Origin of the sequence: Sphingomonas flavida (genome assembly GCF_036663655.1) — a bacterium.
Lineage (GTDB): Bacteria > Pseudomonadota > Alphaproteobacteria > Sphingomonadales > Sphingomonadaceae > Sphingomonas.
This window is the reverse complement of the sequence record NZ_JAXOJH010000009.1, coordinates 153,188-177,408: the sequence shown is the minus strand read 5'-3', so window position 1 is coordinate 177,408 and position 24,221 is coordinate 153,188. Positions and strand designations below refer to the sequence as shown.

The 24,221-nt window shown below is 65.7% G+C and carries 21 protein-coding genes; 3 read left to right on the top strand and 18 right to left on the bottom strand.

All coding sequences use genetic code 11. The features are described 5' to 3' along the window. Nucleotides 1-639: 639 nt before the first annotated feature. The 11 genes from U1703_RS12045 to U1703_RS11995 all read right to left on the bottom strand — a co-directional run bounded on the left by U1703_RS12045 (nt 640) and on the right by U1703_RS11995 (nt 10,551). A complete protein-coding gene (locus tag U1703_RS12045; RefSeq protein WP_443025802.1) occupies nt 640-1,419 on the bottom strand; it encodes an AAA family ATPase in 780 nt (259 codons plus the stop codon). Next, complete coding sequence (locus U1703_RS12040; RefSeq protein WP_332785889.1) at nt 1,409-2,389, bottom strand: 2-hydroxyacid dehydrogenase; 981 nt, start codon at nt 2,387-2,389, stop codon at nt 1,409-1,411. The genes U1703_RS12045 and U1703_RS12040 overlap by 11 nt, the downstream gene beginning before the upstream one ends. After that, on the bottom strand, nt 2,386-3,450 hold the full coding sequence (locus U1703_RS12035; protein WP_332785888.1) for an aldo/keto reductase: 1,065 nt from the start codon (nt 3,448-3,450) through the stop codon (nt 2,386-2,388). Before U1703_RS12035 ends, U1703_RS12040 begins: the two co-directional genes overlap by 4 nt. Nucleotides 3,451-3,514: 64 nt before the next feature. Next, nucleotides 3,515-4,372: a fumarylacetoacetate hydrolase family protein gene (locus U1703_RS12030; protein ID WP_332785887.1), complete on the bottom strand. Its 858-nt coding sequence runs from the start codon at nt 4,370-4,372 to the stop codon at nt 3,515-3,517. A 13-nt stretch (nt 4,373-4,385) separates the two neighbouring features. After that, nucleotides 4,386-5,525, bottom strand: a complete 1,140-nt coding sequence (gene lldD, locus U1703_RS12025; protein WP_332785898.1) for an FMN-dependent L-lactate dehydrogenase LldD — start codon at nt 5,523-5,525, stop codon at nt 4,386-4,388. A 14-nt stretch (nt 5,526-5,539) separates the two neighbouring features. Continuing rightward, nucleotides 5,540-6,271, bottom strand: coding sequence for an SDR family oxidoreductase (locus U1703_RS12020; protein WP_332785886.1), 732 nt, complete (start codon nt 6,269-6,271; stop codon nt 5,540-5,542). After that, nucleotides 6,268-6,606 (bottom strand): L-rhamnose mutarotase, encoded by a 339-nt coding sequence (locus U1703_RS12015; RefSeq protein ID WP_443025801.1) that lies wholly within the window; start codon nt 6,604-6,606, stop codon nt 6,268-6,270. Before U1703_RS12015 ends, U1703_RS12020 begins: the two co-directional genes overlap by 4 nt. A 30-nt stretch (nt 6,607-6,636) precedes the next feature. Further along, complete coding sequence (locus U1703_RS12010) at nt 6,637-7,458, bottom strand: amidohydrolase family protein (protein WP_332785885.1); 822 nt, start codon at nt 7,456-7,458, stop codon at nt 6,637-6,639. Between the two features lie 10 nt (nt 7,459-7,468). Then, nucleotides 7,469-8,188 (bottom strand): GntR family transcriptional regulator, encoded by a 720-nt coding sequence (locus U1703_RS12005; protein ID WP_332785884.1) that lies wholly within the window; start codon nt 8,186-8,188, stop codon nt 7,469-7,471. Nucleotides 8,189-8,263: 75 nt separating this feature from the next. Beyond that, complete coding sequence (locus U1703_RS12000; protein ID WP_332785883.1) at nt 8,264-9,529, bottom strand: MFS transporter; 1,266 nt, start codon at nt 9,527-9,529, stop codon at nt 8,264-8,266. Further along, the gene (locus tag U1703_RS11995) at nt 9,526-10,551 is read right to left on the bottom strand and encodes a mandelate racemase/muconate lactonizing enzyme family protein (protein ID WP_332785882.1); all 1,026 of its coding nucleotides are present in this window, start codon (nt 10,549-10,551) and stop codon (nt 9,526-9,528) included. Before U1703_RS11995 ends, U1703_RS12000 begins: the two co-directional genes overlap by 4 nt. A gap of 367 nt (nt 10,552-10,918) precedes the next feature. On the opposite strand from U1703_RS11995, the gene U1703_RS11990 reads away from it, so the two are divergent. The 3 genes from U1703_RS11990 to U1703_RS18985 all read left to right on the top strand — a co-directional run bounded on the left by U1703_RS11990 (nt 10,919) and on the right by U1703_RS18985 (nt 15,647). Beyond that, nucleotides 10,919-13,762 carry a TonB-dependent receptor gene (locus tag U1703_RS11990; protein WP_332785881.1) on the top strand — a complete coding sequence of 948 codons (2,844 nt, stop codon included), beginning with the start codon at nt 10,919-10,921 and terminating at the stop codon, nt 13,760-13,762. Nucleotides 13,763-14,353: 591 nt separating this feature from the next. Next, nucleotides 14,354-14,740: a DUF6334 family protein gene (locus tag U1703_RS11985; protein WP_332785880.1), complete on the top strand. Its 387-nt coding sequence runs from the start codon at nt 14,354-14,356 to the stop codon at nt 14,738-14,740. An 88-nt stretch (nt 14,741-14,828) separates the two neighbouring features. Then, nucleotides 14,829-15,647, top strand: a complete 819-nt coding sequence (locus U1703_RS18985) for a transposase (protein WP_443025800.1) — start codon at nt 14,829-14,831, stop codon at nt 15,645-15,647. A 19-nt stretch (nt 15,648-15,666) separates the two neighbouring features. On the opposite strand, the gene U1703_RS11970 is transcribed toward U1703_RS18985, so the two are convergent. From U1703_RS11970 to U1703_RS11940, 7 genes are all read right to left on the bottom strand, one after another. Next, nucleotides 15,667-15,981: a hypothetical protein gene (locus U1703_RS11970; RefSeq protein ID WP_332785879.1), complete on the bottom strand. Its 315-nt coding sequence runs from the start codon at nt 15,979-15,981 to the stop codon at nt 15,667-15,669. 77 nt (nt 15,982-16,058) lie between these two features. Beyond that, complete coding sequence (locus tag U1703_RS11965; protein ID WP_332785878.1) at nt 16,059-18,455, bottom strand: S9 family peptidase; 2,397 nt, start codon at nt 18,453-18,455, stop codon at nt 16,059-16,061. 40 nt (nt 18,456-18,495) lie between these two features. Then, on the bottom strand, nt 18,496-19,269 hold the full coding sequence (locus tag U1703_RS11960) for a hypothetical protein (protein ID WP_332785877.1): 774 nt from the start codon (nt 19,267-19,269) through the stop codon (nt 18,496-18,498). Continuing rightward, entirely contained in the window at nt 19,266-19,589 is a 324-nt protein-coding gene (gene trxA / locus U1703_RS11955) for a thioredoxin (RefSeq protein ID WP_332785876.1), read from the bottom strand. Before trxA ends, U1703_RS11960 begins: the two co-directional genes overlap by 4 nt. A gap of 21 nt (nt 19,590-19,610) precedes the next feature. Next, nucleotides 19,611-21,062, bottom strand: coding sequence for a metallopeptidase TldD-related protein (locus tag U1703_RS11950; RefSeq protein ID WP_332785875.1), 1,452 nt, complete (start codon nt 21,060-21,062; stop codon nt 19,611-19,613). Then, nucleotides 21,059-22,417: a TldD/PmbA family protein gene (locus U1703_RS11945; RefSeq protein WP_332785874.1), complete on the bottom strand. Its 1,359-nt coding sequence runs from the start codon at nt 22,415-22,417 to the stop codon at nt 21,059-21,061. The genes U1703_RS11950 and U1703_RS11945 overlap by 4 nt, the downstream gene beginning before the upstream one ends. Then, nucleotides 22,414-24,213: an ABC transporter ATP-binding protein/permease gene (locus U1703_RS11940; RefSeq protein WP_443025805.1), complete on the bottom strand. Its 1,800-nt coding sequence runs from the start codon at nt 24,211-24,213 to the stop codon at nt 22,414-22,416. Before U1703_RS11940 ends, U1703_RS11945 begins: the two co-directional genes overlap by 4 nt. Nucleotides 24,214-24,221 lie beyond the last annotated feature (8 nt).

Below are 24,221 nucleotides of genomic sequence, written 5' to 3'. Positions count from 1 at the left end.
ACGATAGCCCACCCTCAACAGCCGCAACGACACGGTCCCGCAGATCACGTGATAAAGCTCGACCCATTCGCGCCAGCCTCCTTCCCCAGCACGGATCGTGAATCAGAAAACGGCCGTGGCTGTTGAAAAACTCGTTCGGCGCTGACCCCATCCCCCGTTGGAATTGGCGAAGGGGAAAATTTGAGTGTCCCGAAACCGATGCCTCCTCAAGTTTCAGGGCACCCATGGGTTCTGATCCGCTCGGTATTCCATCGCATCAGGTCCGGTAACGTAACGCCTCCAGCACTCTCACAACGGCGCCAGAGGCAAAGAGGCGGTCAACATGGCCCTGACCGCGATTGCCGGAGCGCCGAACGCAGCCATGGCTGTGGCGCAGAGAAACACTGCGAACCACTTCGACATTAATGAATACCCCTGTTCGCGGTCCCTTTGGCTGCATTATATTCGCGAGTATATCGAGTGTGTATCTGCTCTTATATAAAGAGTTGCTGCCAGCGGCCGATCGGGCTGCGCTCAGTCGTTCGTGACTAGGTCGTCGCGAAGGTATCGCCACAGCGTATTTATCGGTGTGCGTGGCGAAAACGGGAAGCAATTGTATTGTAGATTTCCAGTTGTGTAACGCAAAGATAACGTCACCAATCAGCGTTGGCGGCGTCGCGCATCAAGTGGTATGACTAGGTCGCATCGAGCAGGCATTTCCACCAGAATATGCCGGGTCAGTCGTTCATAATGGCTGACGAAGACTGCGATGGCGTCGTCGTCCATCACGCCCTGCCCCAGTGCACCACTGCGTTTGAGGGCGTGTTCCTGCTCAAGGCGCCAAGTGAGGACCGTCTCGAAATCGGGCGCGGCCAGCAAGATTTGCAGGTCGCATCGGGCGAACAGCGTCTGATAGTCTCCAGCGAGTGCCGCATTGACGTAGCGACGCCATACGCCGTGCGGGTCCTGCGTGCGCTCGAGATCGTTGACCGAAGCGACGAGGTCTGCCTCTGGCTGCGGCAAGGCACCGACGCACCAACCCTCAATAAGCACCGCCTGCGTGCCGGCAGGAGCAACTGGCCATTCGGACTGCGGCAGCCGATCGTCGATCGCCTTTGAAAAGCGCGGCAGCGGCGTTGCAACACCCGCCGCGATCCCGTCAAGCGTCGCCAACCCGAGCGCGACGTCGTGCGTGCCGGGTACGCCGCGCGTGCGCAGTAGCGGATGGACGTCGCGCGCCAGCTGCTCTCGTTCGGTGCGTGTCCGGTACAGGTCGTCGAGCGACAGCGTCACCGTGTCGTCCAGTCGGGCACAGAGCGCGGCGGCAAGCGTCGACTTACCGCTGCCCTGCGCGCCACAGATACCGACGACGATCGGGCGGTCGGGATGGGCCTTCGCCACTGCCTCGATCAGCGGCGCGACAGCTTCGTCAAGCGACACGGTTGGGAAGTTCCTCGCCGGCTTGGAAGGCGTCGATGTTGGCGATCACCTGCAACCCCATCGCGGTCCGCGTCTCGGTCGTTGCGCTGCCGAGGTGCGGCAGTAGCACAGAGCGAGGATGATCGAGCAGCCCGGGGTGCACCACCGGCTCGCGCTCATATACGTCGAGTGCCGCTGCCGCGATGGTACCGACTGTGAGCGCGTCGGCCAGCGCCGCTTCGTCTATCACCGGCCCGCGCGCCGTGTTGATCAGAATGGCGTCGGGCCGCATCGCTGCAAGGAACGCCGCATCGACCATATGGCGGGTCGCCGCTCCGCCGGGCACGTGGAGTGAGACGACGTCCGAACCGCCCGCCAACGCCTTCAAGCTCTCGGAACGCTCGGCCCCGAGCGCGGCAGCGATGGTCGGATCGGCGGGGGTACGGCTGTAGTAACGGATCGCCATACCCAAACCGCGGGCGCGGGCCGCAGTCGCCTGCGCAATCCGACCGAAGCCGACCAGCCCCAGCACCCGCCCGGTCAGGCCGATGCCGATCAGATGGGTCGGCCGCCAGCCGGTCCATTGCCCGGCACGTAGCTCGCGCTCGCCCTCGCCCGCGCGGCGCGCGGCCATCAGCATTAGCAGGATCGCCAGTTCGGCGGTCGCATCGGTCAGCGCGTCCGGCGTGTTGGTCACCGCTACGCCGGCGCGCTTGGCCGCGGCGAGATCGATATGGTCGACGCCTGCACCGAAATTGGCGATCAGCTTTACCCGCAAGCCCGGCATTGCGAACAGATCGGCGTCGATCCGGTCAGTGATCGTCGGCACCAGTATGTCGTAGCGTCGCATCGCATCGGCCAGCCCGTCGCGGTCGAGCGGCGCGTCGGTCGCATTCAAATCCGCGGAGAAGCGCGTTGACAACACCTCCTCGACTGCCGGCGGCAGGCGCCGGGTGACGCGGATCGCGCTAGGGGGGCCGGTCTCGGTCATTCCGTGGGGTCCTTGACGAAGCTTGTGTCCGACAGGCTGTCGGGTCGGATCAGTCCCTGCGCGACCAGGTCCAGCCAGAACCCTGACGGAATACGATGGCGATAGCCGGCCAGCGCCTGTTGCAGGCGGGCCGGGCTGGCGACGCCGGGCAGCACGCTGGCGACGCAGGGGTGCGCGAGCGGGAATTGCAGCGCCGCGGCGGCCAGTGGCACGGTCCATGCCTCCGCCACCGCTTCGATCCGGCGGACACGTTCAATGACCTCCGCCGGTGCTGGTGCGTAATTGAAGGTCGGCGTCGTGACGCCGCGCGTGCCCGTCGCCAGGATGCCGCTATTGTACGGCGCGCCGGCGACGACCGCGATGCCGCGGGCCGCACAGGCGGGGAACAGGGTGTCGAGCGGCACCTGCTCGAGCAGCGTGTAGCGATTGGCGAGCAGCAGCACGTCGAGCGGCGCGGCGTCGATCGCCTCGAGACACACTTCCACCTCGTTGACGCCGATGCCGAAGGCGCGGATCGCGCCCTGCTCACGCAACGTCGTCAACGCTGCGAAGCCACCGCCGCGCGTCAACTGCTCCCAACCCTCGGTATGCGCGTCGCCGCGGCTCCAGCGCCCGATGTCGTGGACGAAAAGCATGTCTATCCGGTCGAGCCCCAGCCGGTGCAGGCTGGCCTCGAACGAGCGGAAGATACCTTCGCGGGTATAGTCATGGAAAACGCGAAACGGCATCGGCGAGACGAAGCCATCAACTTCTTCGCCCAGTCCGCAGGTAGCGTCGGGGGTAAGCAGCCGGCCGACCTTGGTCGACAGCACCATCGTGTCGTCGTCCTGCTCACGCACGGCGTCACCGAGACGGCGCTCGCTCAGGCCGCGCCCGTAGAACGGCGCAGTATCGAAATAGCGGATGCCCGCCGCCCAGGCCGCAGCCACCGCATCGCGCGCCACATCGTCCTTGACCGGGCGGCCGGCATTGCCGATCGAGGCGGCCCCGAAGCCCAGTTCGGTAACGTGCAGCCCGGTGTCGCCGATCGGCCGCGTCGGCAGCGTAGGAGAAGGAATCATACGCGGTATCTTTCGCGAAAGGTCGACCGTGACCGCCGCCGGCAGCCACGGCCGAGGCCAGAGGTCAGTTCGCGGGCGAGGCCGCGACGAAATGCTGGTGCTGCTCGCCCAGCCCGGCGATGCCGAGGCGCACTTCGTCACCGGCCTTCAGGAACCATGGCGCAGGCTTCTGGCCGAGGCCGACACCCGGCGGCGTGCCGGTGGTGATGATGTCGCCCGCCTCCAGCGCCATGAATTGCGAGCAATAGGCGACGATCTCGGCGACGGTGAAGATCATCGTCGCGGTGTTGCCGTCCTGCAGTCGCTTGCCGTTGACGTCGAGCCACATCGACAGCGCCTGCGGATCGCCCACTTCGTCCGCCGTCACCAGCCACGGGCCGATGGGGCCGAAGGTCGGAAAGCCCTTGCCCTTGTCCCAGGTCGCGCCGCGCTCGGCCTGCCATTCTCGCTCCGAGACATCATTGATGACGCAATAGCCCGCAACATGGGTGAGCGCGTCGGCCTGGGCGATGTTGTGGCCGCCGGTGCCGATCACCACCCCTAGTTCGACCTCCCAGTCGGTCTTTACCGAGTTCCGCGGAATGGTGACGGGATCGTTCGGCCCCTGGATGCAGTTGACCCATTTGTTGAACACCACCGGCTCGTCCGGTATCGGCAGGTTCGATTCGGCGGCATGGTCGGCATAGTTGAGGCCGATCGCGATGAATTTGCGCGTGCCCGTGACCGGCGGGCCGTAGCGGACCGGCCCTTCGACCAGCGGTAGCGCCTCCAGGTCGAGCGCGGCCAGTCGCGCGAGCGCTTCCGGCCCGATCGAGTCAGCGCCGAAATCGGCGATCTGCGCGGACACGTCGCGGATGCGACCAGCGTCATCGATCAGGCCGGGCTTTTCCTGGCCCGCTTCCCCGTAACGGCAGAGCTTCATGATGATGGTTCCTTTAGTCGTGTCGGTTGGAGAGAATATCGCCGGTGATGGCGGGAACGGAGGCGACGCCGGTCAGCGTCATGGCGACGCGCATCTCCTGCGCCAGCATGGTCAGCATCCGGTCGACGCCCGCCTCGCCGTGTGCCGCCAACGCCCACAGCCACGCCCGGCCGAGCAGCACGCCCTTCGCGCCCAGCGCCAGCAGTCGCACGACGTCGAGGCCCGAGCGCACGCCCGAATCCGCCAGTACCGTCAGCCGATCGCCGACCGCTGCCGCGATCGGCGGCAGTGCCTGTGCGCTCGACAGCACGCCGTCGAGCTGCCGCCCGCCATGGTTGGAGACGACGATCGCCTCCGCGCCATAATCGGCGGCGGCGCGCGCATCCTCGACGTCGAGAACGCCTTTGATGATGAGTGGCCCGTCCCATTCGGCGCGCAGCCAGTCGAGATCGCGCCAGACGATGCCGGGATCGAAGTTCGCGCCCAGCCAGCCCATGTAATCGTTCATTCCGCTGTCGCGACCCAGCACGGGCTCCAGATTGCCGAGCCGGTGCGGTCGTCCGCGTAAGCCCACGTCCCAGGCCCAGCCGGGCTTGGCAATCGCCTGGATTACCCGCCGTGCCGGGCCGAAGCGTCCCGACATGCCCGAATGCGCGTCGCGATAGCGGATGCCGGGGATGGGCATGTCGACGGTGAACACGAGCGCCTCCGCCCGCACCGCCTTCGCCCGGGCGATCAGTTCGCGCATGAAGCCGCGATCGCGGATGACGTAGAGCTGGAACCACAAGGGCCCGTCGGGCACCCCGCCACGCAACTCGTCCATCCCGCAGATGCCGACGGTGGACAAGGTGAAGGGGACGCCATGGCGATGCGCCGCGCGCGCCGCCTGGATCTCGCCACGGCGCCGGAACATGCCGCCGATGCCGATCGGGCCGAGCATCACCGGCAGCGGCAGGTCGTGCCCCAGGATATTGGTGCTCAGATCGATCGTCGCGACATCGCGCAGCACCCGCTGCCGCAGCGCCAGCCGGCGCAGATCGTCGACGTTGTTGCGCAACGTCTCCTCGGCAAAGGCCCCGCCATCGGCATAATCGAACAGGAAGCGCGGCAGGCGCCGGCGCGCCGCGTTTCGGAAATCCGTCACGGATGCGATCGTCGCCACGGTCGTTACGCCATTGTCCAGCCACCATCGACCGCCAGCAGGCAACCGGTGGTGTAGGCGCTTTCGTCGCTGGCGAAGTACAGCGCTGAGGCGGCCACCTCCGCCGAAGTGCCGATCCGCCCCATCGGTTGGCGTGCGATGAACGCGGCGCGTGCCGCCGCCGCATCGCCTGTCGCCTCCAGCCGCTGGTCGAGCGATGGCGACTGGACGGTGCCCGGGCAGATCGCGTTGCAGCGAATGCCCTTAGCGACGAAATCGACCGCCACCGATCGGGTCAGCCCGGCCAGCGCGCCCTTCGACGCGCAATAGGCCATGCGGTTGGGTACGCCTATCATCGCCCCCGCGACCGAGGCGATGTTGACGATCGACCCCCGACCTGCCGTCACCATGGCCGGCAGGACCGCGCGGATCACGCGCATTGTCGCGCGGACGTTCAGGTCGAACGACAGGTCGTAGCCGTGATCATCGGCGTTCAGTATGTCGCCGGCATCGACATAGCCCGCGCAATTGACCAGCACGTCCAGCGTGCCCACCCGCGCTGCCAGCGCATCGACCTCGCCTCCGTTCAGCAGGTCGACGACCAGCGGCGTGCACCCTGCCAGTCCTGCCAGCCCATCGCCGTTTCGGTCGAGCGCGAACACCGTCGCCCCTTCCACTGCGAACAACTCTGCCGTCGCGCGGCCGATCCCCTGTGCCGCTCCGGTCACGAGCGCACGCTTGCCCGCCAGTCTGGTCATATCTTGTCCTTGTTCGAAAGGTGGTCGCTTTGCCGAAAGACGCGGTGCGCCTCCGGCCACGATATGCCGTCCGCCAAGGGCGGACGCTGCAGCGCGCCCATGCTCTGCTGCCAAGCGATCAGGTCGGGATGCTCGCGCTCAACGCAATGCAAGGCGTGGCCGTCGAAATCGTCGGCGAGCGTTAGGAGCATGACCAGCCGGTTGCCGACGCGGAAAATCTCCATGTCGAGGATGCCGTGGCGATGCTGCGCCTCAACTACCGCAGCCGGTGTCCGTCCGACGCGGTGAGCGTCGTCATAGGCGGCGATAGCCTCGGCATCGCTGTTGAGGTCCATGATTCGAACGACCCGGTGCACACCCATCACTTAGCCTTCCAGCCCATAAAATTGGGTAGCCGCGTCGCGGTACAGGCTCTCCCGCGAAAGCCCGCGAAAGCCTGTCAGCCAGTCGGCATCACTAAGCCATGCCCGGAAATCATCGCCCGACAGTCGCAGCACCGGCCAGTCGCTGCCCCACATCAAACGATCATCGAAGCAGGCAACGAGGTGATCGACATAGAGCCAGAGCTGATAGGCAGGCGCGCCCGGTGCCTGTTCGGTCCGCAAGCCGGAGAGCTTGCACCACGCGCCCCGTTCGGCGAGTGCCGCCATCTCCGCGCGCCACGGATCCAGCATACCCTGCAGGACGAACGGTTTAGCCGCGTGATCGATCACGACTGGCAACTCAGGCCAGCGATCCATGAACCGCGCCAGCATCGGCAGGTGACGCGGCTGCACCAACGCATCGAAGCGCAGGCTATGTTGCTGCATAGCTGCAATCGCCGGGGTCAGCGCCGGGTCGAGCAGCCAGTCGGTATCGTCGATCGCCTGCAACATCGGCCGCAACCCGCGCAGTTTCGGCGCAGCGGCCAAAGCGGCGATCCGCTCCGGCGCGTCCGGCGAGGCGAGATCGACCCAGCCGACGACGGCGGCGATGCGCGGATCGTCCGCCGCGACCGCCAGCATCCAGTCGGTATCGGCATCGGTCGGCTGCGACTGGACCAGCACGGTTGCGACCAGATCGACATCTCCCGCCGCCGCGACCAGATCGCGCATCGCGAAATCGCGGTGGATCGATGGTTCGGCAGCGGTCGGCCATTGGTGCCCTTCGGTGTCGAGCGCCCAGAGATGATGATGGGCGTCGATCACTTGCACGACGTCACGCCATGCCGAGAATCCGTTGCAACGCCTGCTGGAAATGGGCCGCGAGCGCCGCTTCCGCAGCGTCCGCATCGCGACTGGCGCAGGCCTCCAATATGTCGAGATGCTCGCGCAGGGTTCGGAGTGCCAGCGGCCGCGTCACCAGCCGGTCGAGCCGGACCAACGTGACATAGTTCTTCAACCGGCGCGCCGTCATTTCGATAAGCGGGTTGCGCAGCGACGAGATCAAGGCGCCGTGCAACTGCTCCTCGAGCAGGTTGAGACGGTCTTCCTCCGCAGAACCCATATCGCGCTGCTCCAGGTCGGCGATCAGGTCGCGATGTGCCGCGATCATCACTGCGATCTCGGCCGCCTCCCCCGTCTCCGCGAAGCTGCGCGCACCCGCGCGCTCGATCAGCGACCGGAACTGGTAGGTCGATCGAGACAGCTCGAGATCCGCCTTCACGAACCGGATACAGGATCGAGCGTGAATCGTGACCAGCCCCTCGGTTTCCAGCGTCCGCAGGGCGTCGCGCAGCGGTTGGATGGTAAGTCCCAGCATCCGCATCAGTTCGCCCTGCGACAGCTCCGCCCCGACCGGGATGGTCCGGTCGAACAATCCCTGCAGGATCGCGCGATAGGCTTTTTCGGCCAGCGGCGGTTCGAGACCCTTCGTACCCGACGTCGCGCCGGGCAGTGGATCGGTTGCCGGAGCGGCAGAGATTTTCGATCTTGGCATGGGAAAACCGAATGGCCTCATCACCGGGTAGGTTCAACCGCAAAGCCGCCGGCGGGCCGGGGATCGGACGATCGTTCATCGCACAGACCGGATCGGCAGGACGAAACACGCCCCCGCCAGCACGAACACCCCGGCGACGATGAACAGCAGCGGATAGTCGTTGCCGGTCGCGCCGAGCAGCATCGCGGCCAGCACCGGGCTGAGAATCTGGGGCACGTTGACCGCGGTGGTCAGGATGCCGAGATCCTTGCCGGTGTCGTCGCCAGCCTCTGTCTCGGGGAGCACCTGCGTCATCAGCGCAAGGTCGACCGACATGAAAGCGCCATAGCCAAGGCCGATCAGCACCGCATAAGCGAGCATGCCAGTAGCGTTCGGCTGCACCAGCGGCGCGGCGACGGCCAGCGCCATCACGATCCCCGCGACGAAGACCAGCGGCTTGCGACGCTGCCAGCGATCGGAGAGCCAGCCCGAGACAAGGCCGGAGAAAACGAGTGCGACGAACGTCACCGACGATAGCCGCGCAATGGTCGTATTGGCGTCGTCCTGGCTCAGCCCGATATGATCCTGAAGGATATAGAGCAGATAGGTGACGATCGCTTGATAGCCCATATAGATGGTGAAGCGGCCGAGAAACGCCCAGGCGAAATCCGGATGCTCGCGCGGGTCGATCCAGAAGGAGCGCAGGAACGCGCCGAGCCGGAACGGCGGCGCCGGCGGCAGCGACTGGCGCGGTTCGGGGTTTAGCGCCACGAACCCAAGACAGGCGACGATGATCGAGCCGCCGAGCATGCCATAGGCAAGCGGCAGGTCATGCGCCAGCAGCCCGCCATAGATGGTGCCCGCCGAGATGCCCGCGGTCATCGCCGCGCCGACCACGCCGGACACGAAGCCGCGCTCCTCCGTCACGAACCGGTCGGCGACGATCGTCGTGATCGCCGGTTGCATCGAATTGAGGCTGATCGTCGCCACCACCCACAGCGCGGTGACCGCGACGATGCCCGAGCCATAGGGTACGAGGATGATGGCGCTGCCGCCGACGATCGCGCCGATGACGATCCATGGCGTCCGGCGGCCGAACCGGCTGCGTGTCCGGTCCGAGAAGGCGCCCGCCAGCGGCGTCGCCAGCGTGCTGAAGACCGATGTAATCGCGAACACGATCCCCAGCGTCTTCGTCTTGGTTTCGGGAGACAGTTCCTGGATCTGGTTGGGCAACAGCACACCCAGCACGGCGGCGTAGAGGGTCAGCAGCACGAAGAAGACAATGCCCAGCGAGACGATCAGTCGCCAATCGCGCCGGCCGGTCGCGACGCCGTGGGCCGGGGGTGCGACGAAGGCGGTCATGCCGCCACCGCCGCCGCGAGGTGCGCGCAGTCGTCCTGCGCAGTCGGGCTGAGCCGCAGACCGTGGCCCGGCGCATCGCTGCCGAAGATCATGCCGTCGCGGATGGTGAAGGTCTGTTCGACCAGATGGTCGAAATTCTGGAAGCTGTATTCCAGCCAGCGCACGCCCGGCAGCGCGAGTGCCATGTTGACCCCGACTTCAAGGAAGCTGTTGCCCAGCGTCACCTCGACATTGTGTTCGCTGGCCAGCCAGCCCGCACGCATCACGTCGCCGATCTGGGCATGGACGTTCAGCATATCGCAGACCTCTTGTTCGAGCAGGCGGCGTTTGCCCGACAGGTCGAGATATTCGCCGGCATTGACCTGGGTCATGCCGGTCTGGCGGATCAGCTTCAGGCCCTGAATGTCGTCGCGTGGCACGGGGTCCTCGACCCAGTAGATGCGATGGCCAGCTCGCTCGAACGTCTTGAGCGCGTGGATCGTCTGTCCAGCGGTCCACGCCTCGTTCGGATCGATCATTACCGGACGGTCCGTCCCCACCGCGCGCCGGAGCAGATCGAGGCGGTGGACGTCCCGTTCCAGATCAGGATGGCCGACTTTGATCTTGAACCCGCGATAGCCTTGTTCGGCGGCGTTGCCGAACAATTCGGTAAATGCATGGTCGGACAGGTGGAAGTCTAGCCCGCTCGCATAGACCGGCACGCCCTGCCGTTCGGCGCCGAGCATCCGCCACAGCGGCATGTCCTGCTGCTGCGCGAACAGGTCCCACACCGCCTGCTGGATCGCCTCCTCGAACGGCAGTGACATGCGTCGGACATTACCGCCGCGCGGCCGCCGCACCGCCAAAGCGAGCGCGACCGGTTCGCGTCCATCCAGCGCAGGCCATGCTTGGTCGAGGAAGATTCGATCGATCTCCTCGGCTTCCGGCAGGGGACTGAACAGCGACTGGGCGAAGCCGAGGCCGACACGGCCTGCCGAATCGATCAGTTGAATCGCAGCGACATGGACGTCGGTTGTGTACACTTGCGAGTCGCCGACGGCGCGGTCGCGGGGATAGTGGAATCGGATAATCCGATATGCTGTGATCCTCATCCGCTACCCCATTACCTACGTTCTGATATCTCAGTTAAGCATTTCAGAAAGAGATGGTTCGCGCAAGCCGTTAAAATCACGATTGTCGCTCACCGTCGAAAAGGGTTGGCATAGGGGGTCTCCGCGTTCGCGATACCCCTTCTGTAAGGACAAAAGCCTAAAGCCCTTGCGCGCCAAATTTGCACTGAAATATCAGTAACAACTTCTGATCGATTTTTCTGCTTGCATGAAATATTGGATCACGGCATCAATCGCGTCAGCTGCGACGGTGGACCGATCGTGGATGGGGAGAGGATTGATGAAGAAAACCCGAATCATGTGTCTGTGCACTGCGGCCACGCTGTCGGTAGTGCAGGTGTCTGCTGCCTATGCTCAGGCCGGCGTCGCCGCGACGGTCCCGCCGCCCGGATCGCCGGTCCAGTCGCAGAACCCGGTCGACACGTCCACCGCACCGTCCGCTGCCACGACAACGGCACAGGATGCCGAAGCCGGCGATATCATCGTCACCGGCTATCGCGCCTCGGCCGCGCGCGCGGTCGCGGTCAAGCGCGAGGCGGCATCGGTGGTTGAGGCAGTGACCAGTCAGGATCTCGGCCGGTTCAGCGACGTCAGCATCGCCGACGTCCTGCAACGCGTGCCGGGCGTCCAGATCGAGCGCAACGACAGCGGGACGGCGGGCGACCGCGCCTCGATCCGCGGTCTCGGCCCAGGCTATACCCAGGTCACGATCAACGGACGCATTCCGTTGACCGGCGGCAACGAGGGCATCAATTCGCTGCGCCAGGTCAATCTCGATGTTCTGCCGACCGAGGTGATCTCGGGGATGCTGGTCTACAAGACGCCCACCGCCGACCTGGTCGAAAGCGGCATCGCGGGCGAGATCGACGTACAGACGCTCAAACCACTCGACTATCGTGCGCCCAGTGGCGGAACGTCGTTCGGCAGCCTGACCGTCCGCGCCGATTACGACGACCAGACGGAAAACTTCATCCCGCGGATCAGCGGCGTCGTCGGCACCAAGCTGCTTGACAACCGGCTCGGCCTCTACGTCGCGGGGCTGTGGTCGCGCGGCGACACGTCGAGTTCGGAACTGTTCTCGCGCTTCGCCACCCGCGACCTGTCGTTCGACGATAATTCGGATGGCCGCGTCGACCGGGTCGAGCGCGGCGTGCTGGTGCCTTCGCGGATCACTGCGTCCAAGAACGACGGCAAGATTGACCGTCTCGCGGCGAGCGGTGGGCTGCAGTTCCGCCCGGACGACCAGTGGGAGATCAACGTCGAGGGCACCTATTCTAAATATCTGAATCAGCAGTTCCGCCCGACCAACGACCTCCAACTCAACGGTGCCAGCAGCGTCTATGACGGCGTCGCCCGTCCCGGTGGCTACACGGTTCGCGACGGGCGCCTGCTCGCATTCGATACGTCAAAGCTGGTGTACGCCGGCGGTACCGGTCCGGGCGTTACGCTGGATCCGCAGCCGCTGAAACTGTTCAACAACCAATATGCGATCGTTGCCGGCGGCAACGTCAAATATAATGGCAACGGTTTCCGCGCGAGCCTCGACTATGGCTATTCAAACGGCCGCTACGATCAGGACCTGCGCCTGTTCTTTGGCGGGACCAGCGCCCCGAACCGCAACGTGCAATATGATGGCGTGCCAATGGTGCCGACGATCACCGGCATGACCAACGTCGTGACGCCGCCAGGCGGGGTCTTCAACGGCTTCTTCGGACGCAAATACTTCAATCGGTCCCACGCCCATGCGCTGCGCGGCGACGTCGCGTTCGATGCGTCGCCGGATACCGTACTGAAAGCTGGCATGCGCTATCAGGATACGACGATCCGGTTGCGCAGCACCTCGTTGTTCGTACCGGCGCCCGACGCGGCGACCGGCTTCACCACTGCGGTGTCGCAGCAGTTGCCGAGCGTGGTCTTCAACGGACAAGGCGCTGATTTCCTGACGCGTTTCAATTTCGGCGTGCCGATCCCGTTCCTCGATTATCCTGCCGCAGCCGACCTCGTGCCGGCACTGCGCGACGCGGCGATCGATCGGGAGGATGCATCTTTCGCTATCGCCGCGCATGAAAAGACCACTGCCGTCTACGTTCAAGCGGATAACGAGGGGACTCTGGGCGGGGTGCCGCTGAAGAGCAATGTCGGCATTCGTGCGGTCTATACCGACCTGACGTCGCAGTCGGCGCAGAGCACGACGATCCTGAACGGCCTCAACGCGACCCTCAGCCAGGTGCTGACGCCGACCAGCGATACCAATCGCTACTGGGAATTCCTCCCCTCGGCCAATCTCGACTTCAATCCCTCCGAACCACTGCACGTCCGGGTCGGCATGTCGCGGGTCATGTCGCGCCCGGAATATGAGGATACGGCGCCGCGCAACGCCGTCAGCTATTATGATCCGAACGACCCGCGCGTCGATCGCAGCCAGCGCGGCACCGCGACGCTCGGCAACACCCGGCTCAAGCCGCTCACCGCGTGGCAGTTCGACCTGACGCTCGAATATTACACCGGCGGCGGCGGTGCGCTGTATCTCGGCGGCTTCTACAAGGCGGTCGACGATTTCATCCTGCGTACGGTGACGCTGGACACCACGATCCCGGCGCAGGGTGCCACTCGCCTCGACGTGACCCAGCCGGTCAATGCGTCCAGCGGCCGGGTCCTCGGCGCAGAGGTCGGACTGAACCAGCCGTTCAGCTTCCTGCCCGCACCATGGGACGGGCTCGGGGTACAGGCGAACTATACCTATATCGACTCGAAGATCAGCATCGACAGCGAAGCGTCGACCACCTCCTACGGATTTCCGGGGGCATCGAAGCACAACGTCAACACCGTTGCCTATTATGAGAAGGGCCCGTTCGCGACCCGCATCGCCTATGCCTATCGCTCCAGCTATTTCCAGGCGTTGGGCGGCGGCAACGATCGTGCCGCGCAGCCGACCTTTACCAAGGGATATGGCCAGCTCAATGCCAGCATCTCGTTCCGTCCGCTCGATCATCTCGAACTGAGCGTGACCGGCACCAACCTGACCCGCGCCGACCGACGGGACTATATCGTCGATCCCGACATGTTCCGATCGTTCATCCAGCGCAGCCGCACGGTTGCCTTCGCGGTGCGCGGCTTCTTCTAAAATCCTGAGACGACACAGTTCCCCCTCCCTCTCCCCGTTCCACGGCATCCTTGACGCCGTGGAACGGGGTTTTTTTGTGCAATCCGAACGGACGGCTAGAGAACTTGCAGCGCACGGTGCGCTCGCCCGTCAGTCCTCCGATCGCGCGACGCGGCGGCCGTCGCAGTAGCGCACGCGCTCGTAAAGAGAACGAACGCGGCGTTCCTGAAAACGAACGATTGATGGGAAGTCGGCCACGCCGATCATGCTGACGGTCGCCCGTGAGGTCCGTTTTCCCAAAACCTGTTCCCGATTGCCTTTTCCCGAAACTGCCGGGTGAAGACGGAGAAACGGGAAAGGCGCGATCTTCCCCAACGGCACGTTTCGGGAATGCGGCACGCAAGCCAAGCGGCCGAAACCGACTACATTGAAACCGGGCGCTCAGCCGCTAAGAGGACCCAATTCCGGCCGTTCGCTGGTGCCTTCTCGCTTCCCGAAAGATGCCGCTCGTTCATATAAGCGGACCGGCTGCTTGAGCGAGCCCGATCGGCCCCTCGGAACGGCGAGGATGGGTGGTTAGCGGAGATTCCGCCGGTGCGCTAAGGGCGGTCCATGATTGACCGCACGATGCTCCAGTTCGACTATGATCAGGTTCATGGGGAAGTTGCGACCGCTGTGCTCGGCCGACGCGACGGAGCGGCTGGCTGGCGCGATGTCGCGGTGGTGATCGAGGACCGCGCAGTCATACTGCGGGTCGATGCGGATACCGACGAGATCGCTGTGGAGCTTGAGGTGGCGCCGACTTCGGATGACGGTTGGCAAGCTGTCCCCGAGTTGTCCGACTACGCAGGATCGGAACTAGGGTGGTGCTGGGTAGGTCGAAACTATCTGGGCTATCTCGACATGTTCACGCTGTCATTCGCTGACCTTGAGCCGCAGTTGTGCTTCACGGGCGAAGCGGCAGTCATCTGCATAAGGCGCATTCTGCCAGCCTCATGAACGTGTGCTAATGGGCGATGGCGGACGCTCCGGGAGTGTCAGGAATTTCGTGTGCGGGCGGGCATAAAGGGGAAGAAGGAGACCCGATATGTCCCGACGCAAAGAGCCTGCGATACCGAACGAGCTGCTTGATCAGCTACTGGCTGGCGCTGATGCTGGTACCGCCCTGGCGCAGGGCGGCCTGCTGGATGCGCTGAAGAAGGCGCTGACGGAGCGCGCTTTGAACGCGGAGATGGATCATCATCTGGCCGGAGACGAGGGCACCGGCAACTCGCGCAACGGCTACGGCCGGAAGACGATCACGACCGATACCGGCAAGCTGGCGATCGACGTACCACGTGACCGGCAGAGCAGTTTCGACCCGCAGCTGATCGCCAAATACCAGCGGCGCTTTCCGGGCTTCGATGAGAAGATCGTGTCGATGTACGCGCGCGGCATGAGCACCCGGGAGATCACGGGTCGCCGGACAGCATGGGAGTTCCTCGAACACCTGCTGAAGGCCGTGCCGTACCGCATCCACACCATTCTGACGGACAACGGCATCCAGTTCGCCGAGCAGCCTCGTAACCGCAACACCGCCTGGTCGCGCCAAATGCGGTTCGACATGATCTGCGAGGCAAACGACATCGAGCACCGTCTGACGAAGCCGAACCATCCGTGGACCAACGGACAGGTCGAACGGATGAACCGGACCATCAAGGAGGCGACCGTCAAACGCTTCCACTACGAGAGCCACAACCAACTGCGGATGCACCTCGCCGACTTCATGGCCGCCTACAATTTCGCCCGCCGGCTCAAGACGCTCAGCGGGCTTACACCCTACGAATACATCGCCAAGATCTGGACGTCAGAGCCAGATCGGTTCATCGTCAATCCGATCCACCAGATGCCAGGACTGAACACCTAGGGGTCACCAATGGCTGAAATCAGCCATTCTTGGCTATCTCCATAGCGACTTGTGTCTCCGACAAACCAATGATTTTGCCAGCGGTCATCCGGTTGGCAGCGCCACGGGCAACCATGAGGGCGCGGGTGCGCTTGCCATAGTGGGGGACGATCTCGGGCGACATGCCCAAGATTGAGCCTACTTCACTATCGTTCAGAGCCGTCTCCAACAGATAGCAGCAAGCATTCTTGCGTAGGCCGTGGAACGTGAATGTCGCCCCGTTCTTGATCGTCTTGCGTGCGATCAAATCCTCCAGGACCTCGCGCACTGGCTCCTTATCCATCAGCTTGCGCAAGCGCTCTTGGATCGCGCCGGTCGTCCTGAATGGTGCGCCCGTGAGCGTATGAACGACCTCGCGACTAGCACGACAGCTCAGTTCCGCGTGGTCAGGAGCGGTGCTGCCGCCTGCTTGGGATCGGGCGTCACCGGGTCCATGCCCTTGCCCGACGGCAGGGGGAGCGGCGGCGGATTCTCGTCCATCAGGTTGCGCACGAAATAGTCGCGCAGCTTGCGCCAGAAGAATGGCTGGTACACGAAGTGGCGCGTGTTGGGCAGGATGACTACGTCCACGTCGCGGCCCTTGGCGATCAGCGTGTTGGCGAGGCGGAAGCTCTCCGTCACGGGGACATTGTCGTCGATATCGCCGTGCACCAGCAACAGCTTGCCGACCAAGTTGCCCGCCACCGACATGTTGGAGTTGCGTTCCCAGACCTCGGGCGGGGCCAGGCCCATCGACACCTCCGGCCACCACGCCTTGTCGAGCCGCAGGTCGTGGTTGCCCGCGCCCGCGACGGATACCTTGAAGAAGCCGGGGCGCCGCAGGATGAAGCGCGCCGCGTCATAACCGCCCGCCGAGAAGCCGTAGACCCCGACCCGGTCCAGATCCATATAGGGGTAGCGCGCCGCCATCTGGCGCATTATCGCGATGTGATCGTCAATGCCGACCTCGCCCAGATTCTGATAGGCGGGCAGACGGAACGCCTGGCCCCGCTGCGACGTGCCGCGTCCGTCGATCGCAACGACGATCGCACCCAGCTGCGCGACGCTGTTGGTGTTCAGCCGCACGGCTGAGGCCCAGTCCTGGGGCACGACATGGGTGGTCGGCCCGGTATAGACATAGTCGATCACCGGATAGCGGCGGTTCGGATCGAAATTCGCGGGCCGCCAGATCATGCCGTACAATGGCGTGCGACCATCCGCTGCGACGCCGGTGAAGGGCTCCGGAGGCACGAAGCCGCTGGCAAACAGCGCCCTGGCATCGGCCTTGGCCAGCGTCTTCAGGATATGGCCATCGACCGCCGAACGGATGACGGTCACGGTCGGCTGCATCGGGCTGGACATGCTGTCGAGGAAATAGCGCCCGTCGAACGAAAGGCTGGTGACGTGATCCAGCGGTTCGGGCGTCAGCAGCACCGGCTGGCTGCCGTCCAGCACCACGCGGTAGAGTTGCCGGTAATAGGGATTGCGATCCGGCTCGCGCCCGATGCCAGTCAGCAGCAGCGTCTTGTCCTGCGGCCGATAGTCGGCGATGCCGGTCACCTCCCACTTGCCGCGCGTCAGCGGATAGCCGCCATCGGGATCGTCCGGCCGGACCAGATAGAGCTGCGCCCAGCCCGAGCGTTCCGACACGATCAGTTCGCCGCCCAGGTCAGGCGCGCTACGGAAGGACGTGGCGGTGACCGTCACCAGCGGCTTGACCGCCTCACGCGCGAGCAGCGTCGCGACGCCGGTATCGGGATCGGCGGAGAAGGATTCGATCTTCGAATAACCGCGCTCGGTCCGCTGGAAGCGGAGGTGCCCGCCCATCCAATAGCTTTTGATCTCGTCGGGATAGAGCCGCGCCTCAGGCGGCACCTGGATCACGACCGGCCGTGCCCGTCGCCGCTTCAGCGCATCCTCGACACTGACGGTATAGAGCGTGCTCTGCGGCACCTTCTCCGCGCCCGCGAGCGGGTAGATATAGCGGAAGCTGCGCGGATAGAAGCTGCCCGGCGGATTCTCCTGCGTGACCGACAGGAGCACGACCCCGCGCGTATCGAGCCGCCAGGTCACGACATAACGGCTGTCGGGGGACCAGCGGACCTGGACGGGCCGTTTGGGATCCTCCGTCCCCTGCTCCAATATGTCGCTGAGCTGGGGGATGGTCCGGCCATAGGATTGCTCGGGTGTGCCGTCGGTGGTCAGGGCGACCTCGCGCCCGCTCTTCCGGTCGCGCGCGACGAGATTGTCATGGCGGACAAGCACTTCGAACCGGCCGTCGGGTGATACCCCACCGTCACCCTGCGGCGGGCCGACCGGCGCCGCCACGACCTGGCCGTCCGCTCCCAGGGTCCAACGCCGCCCCGCGAAATTGAAAACCAGGGCACCCCCAGAATAGTCGAGCGCGTCCAGGACCATCTGCTTGGGATCGACCTCCTTGCCCGTCGCCCGGGCGAGCTGTGCGGCGAGCGCGTCCTCACCGATGATCCCGCGCGATGTGCCGCTGGCGAGGTCGTAATAGGTGAAGATGCGCGCACCGACCGTCCCCGCGCGATAGAGCACGCCCTTGCTGTCAAAGGTGAATTGCGGTCGCGGCATCGCATCGGCGAGCAGCGTGTCGAACGCGGGCGCCAGATATTTGTCGGCGAGCGCATAGCGTTCCGCGACGGAGGGCATTGCCTTCGGCGCGACGGGCAGCGACTGGGCAAGCACCGGTTCGACAAGAACCGACTGGGACAGGACAAGCGCTAGCAGCACCGGTCGGTGGATGGTCGTGGATATCATCATCATGCTCTTCGTCGTCCCGCAATCCCTTACGCCACGTCCCAGGTCAGCGGACTGGCACGTCAGCCAGCATCCGCAGCAGGACGGCGGCGAACTCGCGTGCCCGCTCGCCCACGCGACGATTGGTATAGGTGAGATGCGCTTCATAGCGGCGGCACAGATCGGGTTTGGCCGCCAGGAACAGCGCGGGGTAGCGAACCACCTCCCCGGCCTCGCGCGCGGGCGCTGCTTCCTCCCAAAGCCGCTCCAGCACCGCCTGGCTGCGGCGGTCGTCCTCGGCCGACCAGTCCGGCGTCGCCTCGATCTCCGCCAGATCGACCCAGCGGCGCAAGATGGCGGGCAGCGTCGACTGCCCGTTATCGGCGGGCCAGCACGCCGCTTCGCACATCAGGGTCGCCGACCGCTCCTGCCGATCCCCGGCGGGCGGCAGCGCCAGCACCGCTGCGCGGACCGTCTTCCAGCTCGTCCGGTCTGGAACATCCCCGTCATGGCTGCGCCGATGCAGCGCCCGCATGTCACCCAGCAGCGCGACCGCCGGGCCGGGACCATGTGCAAGCTCCGGCGCGTCGAGCAGGACGAGCGCCGCGCCGTTCGCCACGCGTGACAGGTCCGCACCGACCGGAATGGCCTTCAGTGCCGCGTGGAGAAAGGGCTCCCCGTCCGCCAGGGTCCGCACCCGCTCGGTCAGTGCCAGCAACAGCGCCGCCACGGGTATCGGCAACCCAGCCCGTGTCGCCAGCGCCTCCGCATCGGCGGGTGGTTCGGAGTCTTCGAGCATGCCCGACTTGACCGCCGGATCGCCATGAAACGCAGGGGTCACGCCGCCGCGTCCAGCATCGCCGACAGGCGGGCCCGCGACTGGACGCCGATCATGCGGTCGCGCATCTCCCCCCCGGAAAACAGCAGCAGGGTCGGCAGGGTCGAGACGGCGAAACGGTCGCGAAGGCCCGGCTCCTCCTCGACATTGACCTTCACGATGCGCGCCTCTTCGGCATGATCCTGCGCCAGATCCTCCAGCGTCGGCATCAGCCCCCGGCACGGGGCGCACCATGGTGCCCAGAAGTCCACCAGCACCGGCACATCCGCAGCCAATACCATATCGTCGAACGTGGCGACGGTCGCCACCTGTACGCTACTCACATCACCTCTCCCTGAATGTGATCATCCACCGCGACCGCCGACCATCATCGCATCGATGCGGATCGTCGGCTGGCCGACGCCGACGTCCAGCGTCTGCCCTTGCTTGCCGCAGGTGGCGACACCGTCGTCGAGCGCCAGGTCGTGACCGACCATGCTGATATGCTTCAACGCCTCGTGCCCGACGCCGATCAGCGTCGCGCCCTCGATCGGCGCGGTCAGGCGGCCGTCCTCGATCAGCCAGGCGGCCGTGGTCGAAAAATTGAACCGGCCGCTGGTGATGTCGACCTGTCCGCCGCCGAACGCGGTGGCATAGATGCCGCGCGAGACCGATCGCAGGATGTCGGCCGGATCGTCCTGGCCCGCGGCGAGATAGGTATTGGTCATGCGCGGCATCGGCAGATGCGCATGGCTCTGGCGACGGCCATTGCCGGTCGGTCGCGCGTTCATCAGGCCCGCGTTCAACCGGTCCTGCATCAGCCCGGTCAGGATGCCGTCGCGCACCAGCACGGTCTTCTCCGGCGCGGTCCCCTCGTCATCCATGCCGAGCGAGCCGATCCGACCGGGCAGCCCGCCATCGTCGATCACGGTGACGCCCGGCGCCGCGATCCGCTCACCGACCCGTCCGGCAAAGGCGGACAGCCCCTGGCGGTGATGATCGCCCTCCAGCCCATGGCCGACCGCCTCGTGGAACAGCACGCCGGGATAGCCGGGGCCGAGCACGATCGGGAACGTGCCTGCGGGTGCGGGTCGCGCGTCCAGATTGACCAGCGCCATGGTCGTCGCCTCGCTGACCGCGCGGGCGATCGCATCCTCGCGCAACCCCGACAGGTCGTGACGCCCGCCCAGCCCGCCAAAGCCGCGCGCGCGCCGTCCATTGGCCTCCGCGACGATGGTCAGGCGCAGCTGAACCATCGGCCGCACATCGGCACGCATGTGGCCATCGAGATCCGCGACGAGCACGACATGTTCGCTCGCCGACAGGTTCGCATCGACCCGAACGATGCGGGGATCGGCGGCACGCGCCAGCGTCTCTACGCGTTCGAGCAGCGCGATCCAGCGCGCCGCATCGGCGTCCGCCACCGGGTCGAGCGCGGGATACAGACCATGGTCCGCCGATGCCGCGTTCAACGTGATGGGTGCGGTGACGTGACCGCCACCGGCCCGGCCCAGCGCGTAAACGGTGTCGGACAGGATCGCCAGCGCCTCGGGCCGCATATCTGCGGAATAGGCGAAGGCGACCTCCGCTCCCCGAGCGATACGCGCGCCGACACCCTGGTTGATGCCGAAGCCCCCGGCGGTGACGCGGCCGTCCTCCAGCCGCCAGTTCCGCGAACTGCGCGTTTCAAAATACAGGTCGCCCAGATCGGCACCCCCGACCGCCAGCCTGCCAAGCGCACGCTCCACGTCTGTCCGGTCCAGCCCGGCGGGGGCGAAAATACGGGTGCTGGCCCGGTCCATCGCGGCGCTCGTCATGCGCGTCCTCCGATCTGCATATCGTCGACCAGAATGGACCCGGTACGCACCGCCCCCTGCCGTTCGCGGTCTCCGCCGACCGCCACGACGCGGCGCCACATGTCTGGCAGGCGACCGCCCAGCGTCACGTCGATGACGGGATGGACGATCTCGCCCCCCTCCACCCAGAAGCCGGAGACCGCCTGGGTCCAGTTGCCGGTCACCGGATCGCTGCCGCCACCCTGCAATTGCGTGACGATCAACCCGGTGTCCATCGCCTGGCGCATCGCCGCGGCGGTGCCGCCCGGCGCATGGCTCGACAGGGTCAGGTTCCACGGCCCGTCGGCATTGCCGGTCGAACGCATACCGAGCTTCCTGGCGGACCGGCTGCCGAGGAAATAGCCCTGGCACCGTCCACGCGCGATGATCGCGCGGCGGCTGCCCGCCACCCCTTCATGATCCCAGCCGCCGCTCGCCATGCCGAAGGGCTCGAACGGATCCTCGACCAGATCGAGATGGTCGGCGGCGATCGCCGTCCCCAGCGCGCCCGCAAGCCAGCTCGCGCGGCTGTGTTGCGCCTGACCGAACAGCGCCTGGGTCAGCGCATGAATCAGCGTCGGTGCGATCCGCGCCTCGAACAGGACCGGGGCGCGGCGCCCCGCGATCGAGCGTCCCCCGCGCTGTGCGACGGCGCGCTCCACCGCCTGTCGGGCCTGTGCCGATACCGGACCGAGCGCATCGAAGCGGCGATCGCTCGCCTGAGCATATTCGCGCACGCTCGGCCCGTTCGGGTCGTCCGCCAGCGCGGTCGCCCATTGGGTGTGGGTCGAGGCCGCGATCGACCGGCAAAAGCCCGCCGACGTCGCCAGCGCCGACAGATGATCGCTGGAGCCGACCGCCACTTCCCCCGCCCGCACGCTACCGCTGGCCTGCGCCGCGGCATCGGCGGTCAGGGCCTCCAGTTCCAGCGCACGCGCCATCAGGCTTTCAGGCGATTGTCCCGAATGGGCGAACATCTCCGGCGCCGGGCTGTCCCAGGCCAGCGTTTCGGGGTCGGCCAGCCCGGCATCGGCGTCGGGCTGGACCAGCCCGGCAATTGCATGCGCCTCCGCCACCACCCGCGCGATCGAGGCGTCGTCCAGCGCCACGGTGGAGGCCCCGCCGGTGCGGCCATCGCGGTACACGGTCAGCGACAGCGACTGATAGGCGTCGCGCACCGCGCTCTCCGCCACGCCGCCGCGCACCTTGATGCTGATGCCGCCGCCCGCGCGCACGGTGGCGGACGCCGCGTCGACGCCGAGCGCCCTGGCCTGTTCGACCGCCGCCGCCGCCGCGTCGCGCAGACTTGCCTCGTCGCGGGTGCAAAAGCCCGTCATTCCGTTTCCTCCGGGATCGTCGAACAGGCCGCCTGGCCGTCGGCGATGGTCAGTGCATGGCTGTGATAGCGGCGCAGCCGGTTGTCGTGGACCACGCTGACCAGCGTGATGTCGGGCAAGGCGGCCAGCAGTTCTTCGTGGAAGAAACGGGCATTGTCGGCATCTAGCGCGCTCGTCGCCTCGTCGAGCACCAGCAGGTCGGGGCGGTGAAGCAGGATACGCGCCATTGCCACGCGCTGCTGCTCGCCCGGTGACAGTTCCTCCTGCCACATCCGCACGGCATGCATGTGCTCGACATGCGCGGCCAGCCGGACGCGGGTCAGCAGCGCAGCGATGGTCGCGTCGTCATGGGCCTCGGCCGCATCGGGGAAACAGATGGCGGCCTTCAGATTGCCCAGCGGCAGATAGAGACGCTGCGGCACAAACATCACCGTGCCCTCGCCCTGCAACGTCACCGATCCCGCACCATCGGGCCACAGCCCGGCGATCGCGCGCAGCAACGTGCTCTTACCCGCGCCCGACGGTCCCTGCACCACCCAGCGCTCGCCGCGCCGCACGGTCCAGTCGCCGATGTCGAGCATCGCCTCGCCGCTGGGCCGGGCGATCCGCAGCCCCTGCGTCGCGATTGCGGTCGAGGGTCCGGCGTCGGGCCGGAAGGTGAAAGCGATCCCGCGCGGCCGCCGCGCATCGATCGCGTCGTCCAGCGCCTTCAGACGGTTGATGTTGGCGACCTGCTGGCCGATCCAGCTGAACTGCTGGACGAAGATGGACAGGTTCTGCACCATCGTGCCGAACGCATCGCGCGCGCCCATCACCTGGCCGAAGCTGATCGCTCCGGCAAAATAGCGCGGCACCAGCAGCATGATCGGAATGATCCCGCCGATCCGCTGGTAGACACCGTCACCCGCCTGGATGCCCAGCGTAGTGAGGATCAGCCGACGAAAATTGCGCCGGATCTGGTCGAAGGATTCGACAAGCGCGGCCTGCTCGGTCGCCACCGCGCCCGCAAAGCCGATCTGCGCGGCATTGCGCCGCACGTGCATCAGGTTACCACGAAAATCGGCTTCGACATGCTGCAACCGCATCGTCGCGCGGATGAAGGGGCGCCCGATCCACCCGATCACGAAGCTGCCGAACATGGCGTAAAGCACCGCGTACCAGACCGTGCCGCCGGGAATGGAGACGGCGGCACCGAACAGGCTGAACCGGATCGGCTCGGCCGTTTCCATCAGGATCATCGCGAAGGTGATGCTGCCGACGATACTGCCGACGAAGCCCAACGCGATGGTGACGACGCTGGGCATGTTGCCCTTCGTGCCCGTCAGCGCGCCGATATCGTCGGCGATGCGCTGATCCGGGTTGTCGATCATCCGCAACCGTTCGATCTCGGCATAACGGTTGTGCGACAGATAGCGCCCTATGTAACGATCCGTCAGATAGCGCCGCCAGCGGATGCCCAGCACCATCCTGATGAAGGTTTCGACCAGGCTGATCGACACCTGCAACGCCATGATGCCGAAAAACAGCATCATCAACCAGGCGAAGCGGCCTACCTCCCGCTTCTCGATCCCGTCGTAAAAGGCCTGTTGCCAGCGATTGGTCGCGACGAACAGATAGGTGGTGCCGAACTGGAAGCCGAGCAGCAGGATCACCGCGAACCACGCGAATTTCCAGTCCTTCGACGTCCAATAGGCCCCGACCAGCCGGAACGCATGACGCCAGCGCTCTCCGGCTGGTTGCGGAGGGGAAAGATGCGTCTCGCGACGCACCTCCCCGCTTTGTGTCGGTTGCGGCATCATGGCGG